This is a genomic window from Amycolatopsis sp. NPDC049252 (assembly GCF_043197175.1).
Taxonomy (GTDB): Bacteria; Actinomycetota; Actinomycetes; order Mycobacteriales; family Pseudonocardiaceae; genus Amycolatopsis.
Genome location: NZ_JBICSQ010000011.1, coordinates 138,633 through 154,730 on the forward strand (window position 1 = coordinate 138,633; position 16,098 = coordinate 154,730).

14 protein-coding genes are annotated in these 16,098 nt (G+C 71.1%); 8 read left to right on the forward strand and 6 right to left on the reverse strand.

Annotated elements, in window-relative coordinates:
* The first annotated feature begins 123 nt into the window (after positions 1-123).
* Together ACGFMK_RS16470 and ACGFMK_RS16475 are read left to right on the forward strand one after the other, a co-directional pair.
* Positions 124-1,530: an RNB domain-containing ribonuclease gene (locus ACGFMK_RS16470; RefSeq protein WP_392763185.1), complete on the forward strand. Its 1,407-nt coding sequence runs from the start codon at positions 124-126 to the stop codon at positions 1,528-1,530.
* Positions 1,527-2,300 carry a helical backbone metal receptor gene (locus ACGFMK_RS16475; RefSeq protein WP_392763188.1) on the forward strand — a complete coding sequence of 258 codons (774 nt, stop codon included), beginning with the start codon at positions 1,527-1,529 and terminating at the stop codon, positions 2,298-2,300. The genes ACGFMK_RS16470 and ACGFMK_RS16475 overlap by 4 nt, the downstream gene beginning before the upstream one ends.
* Before the next feature lie 261 nt (positions 2,301-2,561).
* Here the strand turns inward: ACGFMK_RS16475 and ACGFMK_RS16480 are convergent, their stop codons facing one another.
* From ACGFMK_RS16480 to gabT, 3 genes are read right to left on the reverse strand one after another with little or no spacing between them, the layout of a single operon-like run.
* On the reverse strand, positions 2,562-3,098 hold the full coding sequence (locus tag ACGFMK_RS16480) for a hypothetical protein (RefSeq protein WP_392763190.1): 537 nt from the start codon (positions 3,096-3,098) through the stop codon (positions 2,562-2,564).
* Positions 3,099-3,127: 29 nt separating this feature from the next.
* Entirely contained in the window at positions 3,128-4,555 is a 1,428-nt protein-coding gene (locus ACGFMK_RS16485) for an aldehyde dehydrogenase family protein (RefSeq protein ID WP_392763195.1), read from the reverse strand.
* Positions 4,552-5,907 (reverse strand): 4-aminobutyrate--2-oxoglutarate transaminase, encoded by a 1,356-nt coding sequence (gene gabT, locus ACGFMK_RS16490; RefSeq protein ID WP_392763197.1) that lies wholly within the window; start codon positions 5,905-5,907, stop codon positions 4,552-4,554. The genes ACGFMK_RS16485 and gabT overlap by 4 nt, the downstream gene beginning before the upstream one ends.
* Positions 5,908-6,009: 102 nt before the next feature.
* Here gabT and ACGFMK_RS16495 point away from each other — a divergent pair, with 102 nt between their 5' ends.
* Positions 6,010-7,479: a PucR family transcriptional regulator gene (locus tag ACGFMK_RS16495; protein WP_392763200.1), complete on the forward strand. Its 1,470-nt coding sequence runs from the start codon at positions 6,010-6,012 to the stop codon at positions 7,477-7,479.
* A 308-nt stretch (positions 7,480-7,787) separates the two neighbouring features.
* On the opposite strand, the gene ACGFMK_RS16500 is transcribed toward ACGFMK_RS16495, so the two are convergent.
* Complete coding sequence (locus ACGFMK_RS16500) at positions 7,788-8,489, reverse strand: cache domain-containing protein (protein WP_392763203.1); 702 nt, start codon at positions 8,487-8,489, stop codon at positions 7,788-7,790.
* 35 nt (positions 8,490-8,524) lie between these two features.
* Positions 8,525-9,253: a FadR/GntR family transcriptional regulator gene (locus tag ACGFMK_RS16505; RefSeq protein ID WP_392763206.1), complete on the reverse strand. Its 729-nt coding sequence runs from the start codon at positions 9,251-9,253 to the stop codon at positions 8,525-8,527.
* Positions 9,254-9,364: 111 nt separating this feature from the next.
* Between ACGFMK_RS16505 and ACGFMK_RS16510 the strand changes: the two genes are divergently transcribed.
* The 5 genes from ACGFMK_RS16510 to ACGFMK_RS16530 are packed head-to-tail and all read left to right on the forward strand — an operon-like array spanning position 9,365 to position 14,739.
* Entirely contained in the window at positions 9,365-10,786 is a 1,422-nt protein-coding gene (locus tag ACGFMK_RS16510; protein WP_392763209.1) for a gamma-aminobutyraldehyde dehydrogenase, read from the forward strand.
* Between the two features lie 8 nt (positions 10,787-10,794).
* Entirely contained in the window at positions 10,795-11,877 is a 1,083-nt protein-coding gene (locus ACGFMK_RS16515) for an ABC transporter ATP-binding protein (RefSeq protein WP_392763212.1), read from the forward strand.
* Positions 11,878-11,887: 10 nt separating this feature from the next.
* Positions 11,888-13,090, forward strand: a complete 1,203-nt coding sequence (locus ACGFMK_RS16520) for an ABC transporter substrate-binding protein (RefSeq protein WP_392763215.1) — start codon at positions 11,888-11,890, stop codon at positions 13,088-13,090.
* Position 13,091: 1 nt separating this feature from the next.
* Positions 13,092-13,931 carry an ABC transporter permease gene (locus ACGFMK_RS16525; RefSeq protein WP_392763218.1) on the forward strand — a complete coding sequence of 280 codons (840 nt, stop codon included), beginning with the start codon at positions 13,092-13,094 and terminating at the stop codon, positions 13,929-13,931.
* Positions 13,932-13,941: 10 nt separating this feature from the next.
* Complete coding sequence (locus ACGFMK_RS16530; RefSeq protein WP_392763221.1) at positions 13,942-14,739, forward strand: ABC transporter permease; 798 nt, start codon at positions 13,942-13,944, stop codon at positions 14,737-14,739.
* A gap of 34 nt (positions 14,740-14,773) precedes the next feature.
* Here the strand turns inward: ACGFMK_RS16530 and pip are convergent, their stop codons facing one another.
* Entirely contained in the window at positions 14,774-15,712 is a 939-nt protein-coding gene (gene pip / locus ACGFMK_RS16535; RefSeq protein WP_392763224.1) for a prolyl aminopeptidase, read from the reverse strand.
* Between the last annotated feature and the right edge of the window lie 386 nt (positions 15,713-16,098).

The following is a 16,098-nucleotide window of genomic DNA, read 5'->3' on the forward strand; positions in this document are numbered from 1 at the left end:
AATGAAGACGGTTTTCATTATTGTGGAAGTCAACGTACACCCGACCGGCCCCAGCCCGATCGGGCGATCACAGTGGCGTTTCCCGGGCCGTTCGCGGGTTAGGGTTGGGGGGTGCCTCCCCTCGTGATCAGGACACACTCGGCGGGCGGGGACTTCGGCCCCCTGCGTGCCGAGTTTTCGCTGCCGGAGTCCTTCGGGCCCGAGGTGCTCGCCGAGGCGGAAGCCGCGGTCCTGGATCCGCTGGCGAGCGCCGGGACCCGGGAGGACGCGACGGACCTGCCGTTCGTCACGATCGACCCGCCCGGCTCGAAGGACCTCGACCAGGCGATGGTCGTCGAACGGACCGCGCACGGCTTCCGGGTGCACTACGCGATCGCCGACCTGGCCGCGTTCGTCCCGCCCGACGGCGCGCTCGACCGCGAATCCCGCCGCCGTGGGCAGACGCTCTACCTGCCCGACGGCAACGTCCCGCTGCACCCGCCGGTGCTGTCCGAGGGCGCGGCGAGCCTGCTGCCCGGCGAGATCCGGCCCGCGGTGCTCTGGACCATCGAGACCGACGAAGCGGGCGAGCCGACGGCGACCCGGGTGCGCCGCGCGCTGGTCCGGTCCACCGAGCAGTTCGACTACGAGACGGTCCAGGCCGCCCTCGAGGCCGGTGACCCGCACCCTTCGGTGGCCGCGTTGCCCGAGCTGGGACGGCGGCGCCGCGAGCTGGCCGTCCGCCGCGGTGCCGTCGAGCTGCAGCTGCCCGAGCAGGAGATCAGCGGCGACCCGGACGGCGGCTGGGTGCTGGCGCGGCGCCCGCGCACCGCCGTCGACGCCTGGAACGCCGAGATCTCGCTGCTCACCGGGATGGCCGCGGCGCAGATCATGATCGACGCGAAGATCGGCGTCCTGCGCACGCTGCCCGACCCGGAACCCGAGGCCGTCGACTGGCTGCGCCGCTCCGCCGAAGCGGTCGGCATCGCCTGGCCGGCCACCGACACCGTCTCGGAGTTCCTGTCCCGGCTGGATCCCCGGCAGCCGGCGGCGATGGCGATCTACGCCGACACGACGCGCTTGCTGCGCGGCGCCGGCTACACGGCGTTCGACGGCGGCTTGCCCGCGCTCACCACGCACGCGGGCATCGGCGGCGCGTACGCGCACGTGACGGCGCCGATCCGGCGGCTGGTCGACCGGTTCGCGACGGAGATCTGCCTCGCGGTGTCGGCCGATCGCGACGTCCCGGCGTGGGTGCGGGCGGCGCTGGCGGACGTCCCGGAGCGGATGACGGCGTCGGACACCCTCGCGGCGAAGGTCGAGCGGGCGTGCATCGACCAGGTCGAGGCGTGGGTGCTGGCCGAGCACGTGGGCGGCGAGTTCAGCGCGGTGGTGCTGCGCGCGGACGAGAACAAGGCGGAGATCCTCGTCGAGGACCCGACGGTGATGGCGAAGTGCTCGGGGGAGAAGCTCACCGCGGGGGAGCGGATCGGCGTCCGGCTGACCGCGGTGGACGTCGAGAAGCGGAAGGTGTCGTTCGAACGCGCATGACGCACCTGGTCGACGATCTCGGTGAGCCGGTTCCGCTCGGTGACTCGGTGTCGCGGGTGGTCTCGCTGGTCCCGTCGCTGACCGAAGCCGTCGAGGTCAGCGCGCCCGGCCGGCTGGCCGGGGCCACCGACTACTGCACCCATCCGTCCACTTTGGACGTACCGCGGGTCGGCGGGTCGAAGTACCCGAAGCTGGACCGGGTGCTGGACCTGGCGCCCGACCTCGTGCTGGCCAACTCGGAGGAGAACCGCCCGGAGGACGTCGAACGGTTGCGCGCCAACGGGATCCCGGTGTGGGTGATGGCGGCGTCGGCCTCGGTCCCGGCCGCGCTCGGTTCGCTGCGGCGGATCCTGACCCAGGCGTACGAGCTGGCGGAGCCGGACTGGCTGGTCGAGGCCGAGGAGATCTGGCGCGAGGTCCGGCCGGTGCGGTTCCACGCGGTGGTCCCGGTGTGGCGCAAGCCGTGGATCGTCCTGGGCCGCGAGACGTTCGCGGGCGACGTTCTGCGGCGGGTCGGCGTCGCGAACGTGTACGCGACTTCCGAGGAGCGCTACCCGCGGCCGGACGTCGAGGAGCTGCGGGCCCACTTCGCGGCGGACGCGGACCTGCTGGTGCTGCCGGACGAGCCGTACCTGTTCACCGAGGAGGACGGCCCGGACCACTTCCCGGACGAGCGGTACGTCCTGGTCTCGGGCCGTCACCTCACCTGGTACGGGCCTTCGCTGGTCGAGGCCCACGAGGCGGTGACGGACGCGCTGGCGGCGCTGTGAAGTCGAAGCCTCTGGTCAGCGCGGCGCGAACGCCGTCGGCGACTTCGGCCGGGGTCACCGGTTCGGTGCTCTGGTCCAGCCAGTTGTCCGGCCGCGGCCGTCCGGTGTCCACGACGAGTACGGGCCCGGGCCGCTCGGCGAGTTCGACGGAGTAGGTCATCGTCGCGCCGAGGCCCTGCGAATAGGTGGGTTTCGGGCGGACCGACCAGCGGTAGTCCGTGCCGTCGACCGTGATGAGCCGTGAACCCTTGCGCGCCAGTGTCATGGTTCCGGCGAACCTACGCCGGGACCGGCGGGCGGGCGATCGGTTTTCCGCCGGCGCAACCAGGACTCGAGCGCGTCGAAGTGCTCGGCGGCGAGGCCCGTGTGCGGGTCGACGGCGATCAGCTCGGTCGGCAGGTCGCCGCGGCGGTCGAGGAACGTCTGCCGGGCGGCGGGGAAGAGGTCGAAGTCGTCGTCGAACCAGGCCAGCGGGCGACCGGCCGCGAACCGGGCCACCGGGCCGAACTTCCACGTCGTGGGCCGGGCTTCGAGCTGGCCGGCGAACCGGACGACCGGCAGCGGCGGCAGGCCGATGGCCGGGCCCACCTGGGCGTTCGCCCGGTCCTCCCAGCTCGTCGCCCAGGCCGGCTCCGCGTCCGCGGAACCGGCCAGGGCGAGCAGCGCCGGGCCGTGCGCCGGGTTCAGCCAGATCCGTTGCCGGCGCCGGCTCCAGCGCGAGATCCGCAGCTGGTGCTCGACGTAGCCGGCGGGCTTCGCGTGGCGCGGTGCGGCCCACGGGCTCAGCGGGCCGTCCACGTCAAGCAGGATCAGCGGTCTCACACCGCTTACAGCGTCAGACCCGTCAAGACCGTTACCCGCTCCTCCGTGAAGTCCGCCATCGCCGACGCCGGGCCTTCGCGGCCCACGCCCGAGTCCTTCACCCCGCCGTACGGCATCTGGTCCGCGCGGAAGCTCGGGACGTCGCCCACCACAACCCCGCCGACCTGCAACGCGGCCGACACCGAGAACGCCGTCGGGAGGTCCCGCGTGAACACTCCCGCCTGCAGCCCGAAGCGTGACGCGTTGATCCGCGCCACCCCCTCCGCCACCGAGGCGACCCGGATCAGCGAGACCACCGGGCCGAAGACCTCGTCGGCCATCACCGACGCGTCCTCCGGGACGTCCGCCAGTACTGTCGGCTCGAAGGTCGCGCCCGATCGCGAGCCGCCGGTGAGGAGCGTGCCACCAGCGGAAACCGCCGAGGAAACCCACGACTCGACACGAGCGGCGGCAGCAAGGTTGATCATCGGGCCGACGTCCACACCCTCGGCCCGCGGGTCACCCGTCCGCAACGCGCTGACCTGAGAAAGCACCTTCTCCTGCAAGGTGTCGAAAACGTCAGCGTGCGCGTACACCCGCTGCACCGAGATGCACGACTGCCCGGCCTGGTACATCGCGAACGTCGCGATGCGCTGCGCCGCGAAGTCGAGGTCCGTCCAATCGGGACAGACGAGGACCGCGCCGTTGCCGCCCAGTTCCAGCGCGACGTGCTTGCGCGGGACGCTGTCGCGGATGCTCCAGCCGACCGGGACCGAGCCGGTGAACGAGACCACCGGCAGCCGCGGGTCCTGGACCAGCCGCGACGACGTCTCGTTGTCCACCGGCAGGATCGACCACGAGCCCGCCGGAAGGTCGGTGGCAGCCAGGATCTCGCCCAGCAGCAACGCCGTCAGCGGCGTCGCGGGCGCGGGCTTGAGCACGATCGGCGCGCCGGCCGCGATCGCCGGGGCCACCTTGTGCGCCACCAGGTTCAGCGGGAAGTTGAACGGCGTGATACCCAGCACCGGACCGCGGGGCACGCGCCGGACCAGCGCCAAGCGGCCGGTGCCGCCCGGGTCGGTGTCGAGGCGCTGCAGCTCGCCGGAGAAGCGGCGGGCCTCCTCGGCGGCCCAGCGGAACGTCGACACCGCCCGGCCGACCTCGCCGCGCGCCCACTTCAGCGGCTTGCCGGACTCCGCCGTGATCAGCTGGGCGATCTCCTCGGACCGCTCACCCAACGCCCGGGACACGTGGTCCAACGCTCCCGCGCGGACGTGTGCGGGCAGCGTCGCGAACTCGTCGCGGACGTCGTGCGCGGCCTGGACCGCGGCCTCGACGTCCGAAGTGGACGGTACGAAGTGCGACCCGGCGAGCGAGCCGTCGAAGGAGTGGCGGACGTCGGCCGTGGCGCCGCCGGTCACCGGCTTTCCGGCGACCCAGAAGGGGAAAGTCACGAGCGAACCTCCGTGCGGACAGCGTGCTCGAGGACCGAGAGGCCCTCGTCGAGCAGGTCGTTGGACAGCGACAGCGGCGGCAGCAGGCGGACGACGTTGCCGTAGGTGCCACAGGTCAGCACGATGACGCCGGCCCGGTGGCAGGCCGCCGCTACGCGCTTGGTCAGGTCGGCGTCCGGTTCGGTCGTGCCCGGTCGCACGAACTCCGCGGCCAGCATCGCGCCGCGGCCGCGGACGTCGCCGAGCACGCCGGTCTCGTCGGCCAGCGCGCGCAACCGCGGCAGGACAACCCCTTCGGTGCGCTTCGCCGACTCGGCCAGGTTCTCGGCCTTCATCGTCTCGATCGAGCCGAGCGCGGCGGCGCAGGCGATCGGGTTGCCGCCGTACGTGCCGCCGAGGCCACCGGGCGGGACGGCGTCGAGCAGCTCGGCGCGGCCGGTGACCGCCGCGAGGGGCAGGCCGCCCGCGATGCCCTTGGCCGTCGCGACCAGGTCCGGGACGACGCCTTCCTCGCTCGACGCGAACCAGGAACCGGTGCGGCAGAAGCCGGTCTGCACCTCGTCGGCGACGAACACGACGCCGTTTTCGGCGCACCAGGCCGAAAGCGCGGGCAGGAAGCCGCGGGCGGGCTCGATGAAGCCGCCCTCGCCCTGGATCGGCTCGAGCACCACGGCGGCCACCTGGTCGCCGCCGATCTGCTTCTCGATCCGGTCGATGGCCAGGGCCGCCGCCGCTTCGCCGGAAAGCCCATCGCGGTACGGGTACGACCCTGGCACCCGGTAGACCTCGGGCGCGAACGGGCCGAAGCCGTGCTTGTAGGGCACCGACTTCGCGGTCATGCCCATGGTCAGGTTGGTGCGGCCGTGGTAGGCGTGGTCGAACACGACGACGGCCTGGCGCCCGGTCGCCACCCGCGCGATCTTCACGGCGTTCTCGACGGCTTCCGCGCCGGAGTTGAACAGCACCGACTTCTTCGCGTGGTCACCCGGCGTCAGCTCGGCCAGGGCCTCGCACACCTCGACGTACCCCTCGTACGGCGTGACCATGAAACAGGTGTGGGTGAACCAGCAGGCCTGCTTGCGGACGCGGTCGACGACGGCCGGCGCGGAGTGCCCGACGCTGGTCACCGCGATGCCGGAGCCGAAGTCGATCAGGACGTTGCCGTCGGCGTCGGTGACCAGGCCGCCGCTGGCGGAGGTGACGTAGACGGGCAGCACCGAGCTGACCCCGGCGGCGACCGCGTTGACGCGCCGCTCCTGCAGCTCGCGGGAGGCGGGGCCGGGGATCTCGGTGCGCAGCCGGCGCTGCCGGGGTGCCGGGGCCTGCGGCTCGGCGGTGGTGCTTGCGGTCACGGCGTGCTCCTCCGGACGGGGGTGGACGTCCTCAGGATGAGCTGTGACGCGGCTGCCGTCAGCTGGCCGGACTGGCGAATTCGGAGCGTAGAATTGGCCGTTATGGCACTCACGCTGCGAGGACTGGCCGCCGACCGCCCGCTCGGCCTGCGCGTGCTCACCGGCGACGCCGCGCTGAACCGCCCGATCGGCTGGGTGCACCCGACGGAGCTGACCGACCCGCAGGCCTTCCTGGAAGGCGGCGAGCTGCTGCTCACGACCGGCTTGGCCCTGGACGAGGAGACGTCGCCGTCGTATGTCCGCCGCCTGGTGCACGCCGGGGTGGCGGGGCTCGGTTTCGGCGTGGGCCTGAGCCACGACGAGGTGCCGGCCACGCTGGTCGCCACGGCCGCCGAGGTCGGGTTGCCGCTGCTGGAGGTGCCGCGCGAGACGCCGTTCATCGCGATCACCCGCGCGGTGTCGCGGGCGGTGGCGGCGGACGAGTACGCGACGACGGTCCGCATCGGCAAGGCCCAGCAGGAACTGACCCGCACGGCGGCCGGCAAGGGCGGCCCGGCGGGGGTGCTGCGCAAACTCACCAAGCTGGTCGACGGCTGGGTTCTGCTCTTCGACCACGCGAGCGTCGAGGCCGCGCCCGCGAGCGCGCACGCGCACGCCGACTCGGTCCGCGAAGAGGCGAAGCAGCTTCGGTCCGGTACGCGGGCCTTCACGCTCGACGGGGAGGAGGTCGTGCTGCAGACCCTCCACACCCGCGCGCGCCGGATCCTCGCGGTCGGAACGCCCGAACCGCTCGACACGGCCGGGCGGCACGTCGTCAACGCCGCGGTGTCGCTGCTTTCCCTTGCCCTGGAACAGGATCTGACCCTCACGCACGCGTGGTGGTCCCTGCGCAAAGGGGTGGCCGATCTGCTGGCCGCCGGGCAGCACGAGCTGGCGCTCGGCCTGATCACGACGGTGTGGGGCGACCCGCCCGAGCCGCCGTGGGCGATGGTCGCACTGTTCGGCACGCCCGCGCAGCGTCGCCGCGTGGGCGACGCCCTCGACGGGGACAACTCCCTCTTCTTCGTGGAGTGGGGATCGGCGGTGCTCGTGGTGGGCCGCTCGGGCGGGGACGTGCTGGACCGGGCCCTGGCCGCCGCGGCGACGGTCCCGCCGATGTACGCCGGCCTGGCGGACCCGGTGCGGCTGGAGGACTTCGAGGCAGGTGCGGAGCAGGCCGACTTGGCGGCGCGGGCGGCCGAGGCCGACGGCAAGCCCCTGGTGACCTTCGCCGAGCACTCCGCTCGCGGCCTGGTGTCGCTCATCGACCCCGTGGTGGCGCGGATCTACGCCGCAAACACGCTGGCCCCGCTGCGCGAACACGACAAGACCGGCCGCGGCGACCTCGTCGGCTCGTTGCGCTGCTGGCTGGAGCACCACGGCCACTGGGACACCGCGGCCACCCGCCTCGGCGTCCACCGCCACACGCTGCGCAACCGGATCCGGAAGGCCGAAGAACTGCTCGGCCGCGACCTCGACTCACCGGGCGTGCGCGCCGAACTCTGGGTGGCTCTCCAGACGTCCGTCAGTTGACGCCGACGTCCGCTCGTCCTGTGGCGATGAACTGTCGTAAGGCAGTACTGCTCCGCTAGTCCGGCGCCGCCGAGCAGTTCGAGTTCGGCTTCGACCGGGACCATTTTAGCCACGATCCCTGGCATCTGGTTCGCGAACTCGGCTTCGAGCGGCATGTCTACCAGCGCGCGAACAATCTCCGAGCCAGCTTCATGCGCGAGTTGAATCGCCCGAACGTAAACATCGTGTCGCATCTCGAGGCCCCGAGCGTGCCGGTCACGCCGATTGCCGCGCCGAGAAGAGCCGCAGTGGTCGCGTCCACTTCGGACCTAGCGCACCAGCACGATCGGCGAATCCCCGCACCGACGCAGCACCGGCCCCGGCTCCGCGCCCGACGACCACCAAGCCGGGACGTCCACCTCGCGCACCAAGGATCCCGTCGCCTGCCGGACGCTGTTGGACACGATCACCCGCCCCTGCGCGTTCAGCAAAGCGGCGCCGCGTCCGAGGGACCGTAACCGAGGACGCACCGCGCGCTCGAACTCGCGCACGTACACGTCCGCGCCCACCACGCCCGCGAAGACGCCGGCCGAAACCACCGGGATCGTGAACGTCAGGGTGTACTCGTCGGTGCACAGGTAGTCGACGTACGGGCCGTTGATGTGGCGCCGCCCGGTGTCGCGCGGGACCGTGAACCACGACTGGCGCGTGTAATCGAGGAAGTTCTCGCTGCCCGGGTCGAGGCTGATGAACAACTGGGACGGCGGCTCACCCGAAGTCCACCACTCGAAGCCGAACTCCGAATCCTGGAGCACCCGCGGCGCGCTGACGAACCCCGCGCCGACGATCAACCCGCCGAGGGCCTCGGTGACGGCCGGGCGGATGCGGTGCAGCGCCGCGGCGGCCGGGTCGTCGGCCAGCACCGACTCGGCGGCCGCGAGCAGCGGCTTCAGCCGGTCGAAAACCCCTTCCACCAAAGCGGAAACGTGCTCGACGACCTCGTCGCCGGCCAGCGTGCGGGTGTCGTTCACGGTGCTCACCTCGATGCGCGGGGTTGGGACGGAGCTTACGGGGTGAGCAAGTCGAGGTGCACGTCCGCGAGCCGGTCGAGGGCGCCCAGGAGGTGCTCCTCGGTGAGCTTGCGGGCCAGGTCGCCGTCGGCCGACGCGATCGCCGCGGTGATCGCCGTGTGCTCCTCGTACGGGTGGGTCCCGAGCGGCAGCCACAGCAGTCCGCCCAGCTCGGCCTGCAGGTGGACCTCTTCGTGCGTCAGCCGCGGCGACTGGGCGGCCGCCGCGATCTCCAGGTGGAACTGCCGCTCCGCCCGCGTGAAGTCGATGCCGTGCGCCGTGCGGAGGTCTTCGGTGGCCAGCCGCAGCCGTTCGACGTCCTCGGAGGAGCTGCGCTCGGCGGCGAGCTTGGCGGCCGCCCCGGCGATCGCGAGGTAGTGGTCGCCGACGTCGCGCAGGTCGGACAGCGACACCTCCTGCAGCCGTTCGCGCCAGAGGTCCGAGGGCGGGTTGGCCGGCGTGCGGACGAAGCTGCCGCCGCTGCGCCCCCGCCGCGTCTCGACGAGGCCCTGCTGCCGCAGCGCCACGAGCGCCTCCCGGACCGTCACGGTCGAGACGCCGAACTGCGCGGCCAGGTCGGCCTCGCTGGGCAGCTGCTCCTCGTCGGCGAGCAGGCCGAGGGTGATGGCGTCGACGAGCCGCGCCGCCACCGCTTCCGCCCGCCCGACCTGGCCGAGCGGGGCGAACATGGCGGACCGCGCGCTGTGCGACATGCCCTTGCGCATCGTGACCCTTCGCCGTCGGAGAACCCGTTCGCACCAATCTTGCCTGATCCACTTGTCCTATTACATATGGACTTATATGTTTTAGCTCCGCGAACCCCCGAGGGAGTCATCGTGCAGGAGCTGAAGCACTACGTCGGCGGCGCGTACGTCGAGTCCAAGTCGGGCCGGACGGCGGAGATCACCGACCCGGTCACCGGGCGCCCCTACTGCACCGCGCCGATCGCCGGACCCGAGGACGTCGACAACGCGCTGCAGGTCGCGGCCACCGCGTTCGAGACCTGGCGCGCGACGACGCCCGCCCAGCGCCAGCTCGCGCTGCTGAAGATCGCCGACGCGCTCGAAGCTCGCGCCGACGAGGTCGTGCGCGTCGAATCCGCGAACACCGGCAAGCCGATCGCGCTGACCATGGCCGAAGAGATCCCGATGCTGCTCGACCAGCTCCGGTTCTTCGCCGGGGCGGCGCGCGTGCTCGAAGGGCGCTCGGCCGGTGAGTACCTGGAGGGCCACACGTCGTTCGTCCGGCGCGAGCCCGTCGGCGTCTGCGCCCAGGTCACGCCGTGGAACTACCCGCTGCTGATGGCGATCTGGAAGATCGCGCCGGCGCTCGCCGCGGGCAACACGGTCGTGCTCAAGCCGTCCGACACCACCCCGGCGTCGACGCTGCTGCTCGCCGAGATCGCCGGGGAGTTCCTGCCGCCGGGCGTCTTCAACGTCGTGTGCGGTGACCGCGACACCGGCCGCGCGCTGGTCGAGCACGACATCCCGGCCATGGTGTCGATCACCGGCTCGGTCCGCGCCGGGATCGAGGTCGCTCGCAGCGCGGCCGCCGACGTCAAGCGCGTGCACCTGGAGCTGGGCGGCAAGGCGCCGGTCATCGTCTTCGGTGACGCCGACCTCGAAGCCGCCGCCGAGGCCATCGCCGTCGCGGGCTACTTCAACGCCGGCCAGGACTGCACGGCCGCCACCCGGGTGCTGGTCGCCGACGAGGTGCACGACGAGTTCGTCGGCGCGCTGGCCCGGCAGGCCGAGGCCACGAAGACCGGCAAGCCGGACGACGAAGACGTCGCGTACGGGCCGCTCAACAACGCGGCCCAGCTGGAGAAGGTGGCCGGCTTCATCCATCGGCTGCCCGGGCACGCGACCGTCCACTGTGGAGGACGCAGAGCCGGCGAAGAGGGCTACTTCTACGAGGCCACGGTCGTCTCCGGCGTCAAGCAGGACGACGAGATCAGCCAGAACGAGATCTTCGGCCCGGTCATCACCGTCCAGCGGTTCGCCGACGAGGCCGAGGCGTTGAAGGCCGCGAACGGCGTCCAGTACGCGCTCGCGTCGTCGGTCTGGACCCGCGACCACCAGCGCGCGATGCGCCTGGCCGCGAAGCTCGACTTCGGCTGCGTCTGGATCAACACGCACATCCCGCTGGTGGCCGAGATGCCGCACGGCGGCTTCAAGAAGTCCGGCTACGGCAAGGACCTCTCGCTGTACGGCCTCGAGGACTACACCCGGATCAAGCACGTCATGAGCGCTCTGTGAGGCTGGCGATGCCCAACCAAGCACCGAACCAAGCACCTTCCGAGACCCGGGCCGAATCCGAGCCGCCAGTGGAGACCGAGCAGCCCGCCGTCCGGCTTTCCGGGCTGCGCAAGCACTTCGGCGACGTCCACGCGGTCGACGGCGTCGACCTCGACATCCCGCCCGGCGAGTTCTTCTCGATGCTCGGCCCGTCCGGCTCCGGAAAGACGACCGTGCTGCGGATGATCGCCGGGTTCGAGCTGCCGACCGAGGGCACGATCGAGCTGGCCGGCCGTGACGTGAGTCGTTTCCCGCCGTTCGAGCGGGACGTCAACACGGTCTTCCAGGACTACGCGCTGTTCCCGCACATGAGCGTGCAGCAGAACGTCGAGTACGGCCTGCGCGTGAAGCGCGTCCCGAAGCAGCAACGCCGTGAGCGGGCGCTCGAGGCCCTCAAGACCGTGCGGCTGGACGACTACGGCTCCCGCAAGCCGTCGCAGCTCTCCGGCGGCCAGCGCCAGCGCGTCGCGCTCGCCCGCGCGCTGGTCAACCGGCCCAAGGTGCTGCTGCTCGACGAGCCGCTCGGCGCGCTCGACCTCAAGCTGCGGCAGGCGATGCAGCTGGAGCTCAAGCAGATCCAGCGCGACGTCGGCATCACGTTCGTCTTCGTCACCCACGACCAGGACGAGGCGCTCACCATGAGCGACCGGATCGCGGTGTTCAACGACGGCAGGATCGAGCAGGTCGGCCCGCCCGAAGAGGTCTACGAACGGCCCGCGAGCGCGTTCGTCGCGGGCTTCGTCGGGACGTCGAACCTGCTGGGCGGCCGCGGCGCCGAGTCGGTGATCGGCCGGCCGGGCCTGTTCAGCATCCGGCCGGAGAAGATCCGCATCGACGACGAGCTGTCCGAGCCCGCCGCCGCGGGGGAGACCAGCGCGACCGGCACGGTCACCGACGTCGTCTACGCCGGCGCGACCGTGCGCTACTCCGTCGCCCTCGACGCCGGCGGCCAGCTGTCGGTCGTCCGGCAGAACGCCGACGGCGCCCTGGCAGCCGGCCGCGTCCGGCTCAGCTGGCGCCACGAACACAGCTTCCAAGTCCCCGGTCAGTGAAAGGGTTGCCATGAAGAACAGGAAGACGCGGCTGGCCGGGCTCCTCGGCGCCAGCCTGCTGTTGGCTGCATGTGGCACGTCGGGCACGAGTTCGTCCGCGCCGCCCGGTGCGCAGGGGTTCACCCCGCCGAAGCTGGAGGCGCTGAAGGCGCTCGGGCAGCCGGAAGGCCAGCTGAACGTGCTGGCCTGGCCCGGGTACGCGGAGAACGGCTCGAACGACCCGAAGGTCAACTGGGTCACGCCGTTCGAGCAGCAGACCGGGTGCAAGGTCAACGTCAAGCCGTTCGGGACGTCCGACGAGGCCGTCACGCTGATGAAGACCGGCCAGTACGACGTCGTGTCGGCGTCCGGCGACGCATCGCTGCGGCTGGTGGCCTCGGGGGACGTCGAGCCGGTGAACACCGCGCTGGTGCCGAACTACGCCGACGTCCAGCCGTTCCTCAAGGACAAGTCGTGGAACAGCGTCGGCGGCGTCGCCTACGGCATCCCGCACGGCTGGGGCGCGAACCTGCTGACCTGGCGCACCGACAAGGTGACGCCGGCGCCGAGCTCGTGGTCGGTGATGTTCGACGCGAACTCGCCGTACAAGGGCAAGGTCATCGCCTACGACTCGCCGATCTACATCGCCGACGCGGCCCTGTACCTGATGGCGCACCAGCCGGACCTGGGCATCAAGAACCCGTACGCGCTGGACGACAAGCAGTTCACCGCCGCGGTGAACCTGCTCAAGCAGCAGCGGCCGCTGGTGTCGGAGTACTGGTCGGACTACCTCAAGGAGTCGCAGGCGCTGAAGAACGCGGACGCCGTCGTCGGCACGGCCTGGCAGGTCACGGTCAACCTGACCAAGGGCGAGGGCGCGCCGCTCGAGTCCGCGGTGCCGAGCGAAGGCGCGACCGGGTGGTCGGACACCTGGATGGTCGCGGCGAAGTCGCAGCACAAGACGTGTGCGTACAAGTGGCTCGACTACATCGTCAGCCCCAAGGTGAACGCCCAGGTCGCCGAGTACTTCGGCGAGGCGCCGGCGAACGCGAAGGCGTGCGCGGAGATGACGGACAAGACCCTCTGCGACACCTACCACGCCAGCGACGCGGCGTACGCGGCGAAGATCGCGTACTGGACCACGCCGATCCCGCAGTGCCTCGACGGCCGCACGGACGTCAAGTGCAAGGACTACGGCGAGTGGACCAAGGCCTGGACCGAGATCAAGGGCTGACATGACCGCCGTATCGGCCTTCTTCTACCGGAAACCCAGGTTGCGCTTGGGTTTCCTGCTCTCGGCCCCGCTGCTCTGGCTGGGCCTGGCCTACCTGGGCGCGCTCGCCGCGTTGTTCGTGACGGCGTTCTGGCACACCGACGCGTTCACCGGCCAGGTCGTCATCGAATGGTCGCTGGACAACTTCAAGACGTTGTTCAGCGACGCGGTGTACCGCACGATCACCTTCCGCACGGTCGGGATCGCGGCGCTGGTGACCGTGATCGACGCGGTCATCGCGTTTCCGATGGCGTTCGCGATGGCCAAGCTGGCGTCGCCGCGCGCGCAGCGGATCCTGGTGATCGCGGTGATGACGCCGTTGTGGGCGAGCTACCTGGTGAAGGCGTACGCCTGGCGGTCGATGCTGTCCGGCAACGGCGCCCTGAACTGGCTTTCGCCCGGTTACGGCGTCACGGCGACGATCATCACGCTGTCGTACCTCTGGCTGCCGTACATGATCCTGCCGATCTACGCGGGCCTCGAGCGGCTGCCGGACTCCCTGGTGGACGCTTCGGGCGACCTCGGCGCCCGCTCGTTCCGGACGTTCCGCTCGGTGATCCTGCCGCTGACGTTCCCGGCGATCGTGGCGGGCTCGATCTTCACGTTCTCGCTGTCGCTGGGGGACTACATCACGGTGAAGATCGTCGGCGGCACGTCGCAGATGCTCGGCAACGTCGTCTACGACAACATCGGCGCGGCGAACAACCTGCCGTTCGCGGCGACGGTGGCGACCGTGCCCGTGGTGATCATGTTCGGGTACTTGGCCGCGGTGCGCCGTACCGGCGCGCTGGACAACCTCTAGGAGCGTGGGCGTGCGGACGTCTCGGGTGCTGCTGTGGACGGCTCTGGGTCTCGGCCTGGCGGTGATCTACTTCCCGCTGCTGGTGGTGCTGCTGAACTCGTTCAACGCGGACACGACGTTCGGCTGGCCGCCGTCGAGTTTCACCCTCGAATGGTGGCGCCGCGCGGCCTCGAACGAAGGTGCGTTGCACGCGCTGTGGACGAGCGTCGAGGCCGGCCTGGCGGCGACGGCGATCGCCCTGGTCCTCGGCACGATGGCCGCGTTCGCGTTGCAGCGCTACCGGTTCTTCGGCCGCAACCCGGTGTCGCTGCTGATCATCCTGCCGATCGCCCTGCCGGGGATCGTCACGGGCATCGCGCTGAACAACGCGTTCCGGACGATCCTCGGCATCAACCTGGGCCTGCTGACGGCGATCATCGCGCACGCGACGTTCTGCATCGTGGTGGTGTTCAACAACGTCGTCGCGCGCCTGCGCCGGATGGGCGGCAGCCTGGAGGAGGCGTCGATGGATCTGGGCGCGACGGGCTTCACGACGTTCCGCCTGGTGACGTTCCCGATGCTGCGCTCGGCCCTGCTGGCGGGCGGCCTGCTGGCGTTCGCGCTGTCGTTCGACGAGATCATCGTGACGACGTTCACCCTGGGCACGGGCATGGAGACGCTGCCGATCTGGATCTACGACAACCTGTTCCGGCCGAACCAGGCCCCGATCGTGAACGTGGTGGCGGCGGTCCTGATCGTGGCGTCGACGGTGCCGGTGTACCTGGCCCAGCGCCTGTCCGGTGACACGGCTTCGGGCGGCAGGCTCTAGTACCCGGGTCTGCCGCAGCCGAACGTTTGCCGGGCTACGGGCGGAATGAGTCCGTCGCGGCCCGCAGCGCGGCCAGGACGCCCGGATCGGTCACCGCGTGCCCCGCCCCTTCGATCAGCTTCAGCTCCGACCCCGGCCACGCCCGATGCAGTTCGTAAGCCGTCGTCGGCGGGCACACCGCGTCGTAACGGCCTTGCACGATCACCCCCGGGATCCCGGCCAGCCTGCCCGCGTCGCGGATCAGCTGACCGTCCTCCAGCCAGGCGCCGTGGGTGAAGTAGTGGACCGCGAGCCGGGCGAAGGTCAGGGCGAACGCCGGTTCGGCGTACTGCAGGACGAACGATTCCTGTGGGTACAGGGAAACCGTCGCGCCCTCCCATCTGCTCCACGCGATCGCCGCCTGGTCGCGGACCCGGGCGTCGGCGAGCAGGTCGCCGTACGCCGTGAGCGGGTCGTCGCGCCGGTCCGCCGGGATCGGGGCCAGGAAGGCCTCCCACTCCCGTGGGAACAGGTTGGCCGCGCCGCCGCGGTAGATCCAGTCCAGCTCGCTCTGCCGCACGGTGAAGACGCCGCGCAGGATGATTTCGCTGACCCGTGAAGGATGTGTCTCGGCGTAGGCGAGGGCGAGGGTTGCGCCCCACGAGCCGCCGAAGAGCTGCCACCGCTCGATGCCGAGCCGTTCGCGCAGGGTCTCCATGTCGGAAACCAGGTGCCACAGGGTGTTGGCGGTGAGGTCGTCGGCGCTCGGCGTGGACCGCCCGGCACCGCGCTGGTCGAACAGGACGATCCGGTAGCCCTCGGGGTCGAAGTGCCGCCGCGCCATCGGCGCGATCCCGCTGCCCGGCCCGCCGTGGAGCACCACGACCGGCTTCCCGTCCGGGTTTCCCGCTTCCTGGCACCGGATCCGGTGCCCGTCGCCGACGTCGAGGAATCCTTCGGCCCGCGCGGGGAGCGGCGGGTACAGCTCGTCCATGCCCGACACTCTGCCGGACCGAACCTGGCCGCTGTCCCGCTACCCCGCCGCCGGGACGCGGGACAGCGACCGGGAAAAGTGGGGGCCCGCCCCCGCCGCCGGGCTGAGCGGGCCCCCAGTCGGTGACGCGTCAGCGAGCGGCTGACGCGAATCCCGGAGGGTGGCGAATGACGGCCGTGAAAGTCGGTTCCCGCTCACGCATTCCCATCCTCCTCGTCGAGGGTTCGAACTCCGTCGTGGCGGCGACGGCTTAAACGGTAAGCCACGATCCGAACGCCAGTCAAGGACATGATTGACGTTCATGTATGCGAACATGCGCTGAGAGCACGCTGAGCGCCGGGGGTCCCCTTGCGCGCCGTTAACGAAAGCGCCGGTACGTTCCGGTG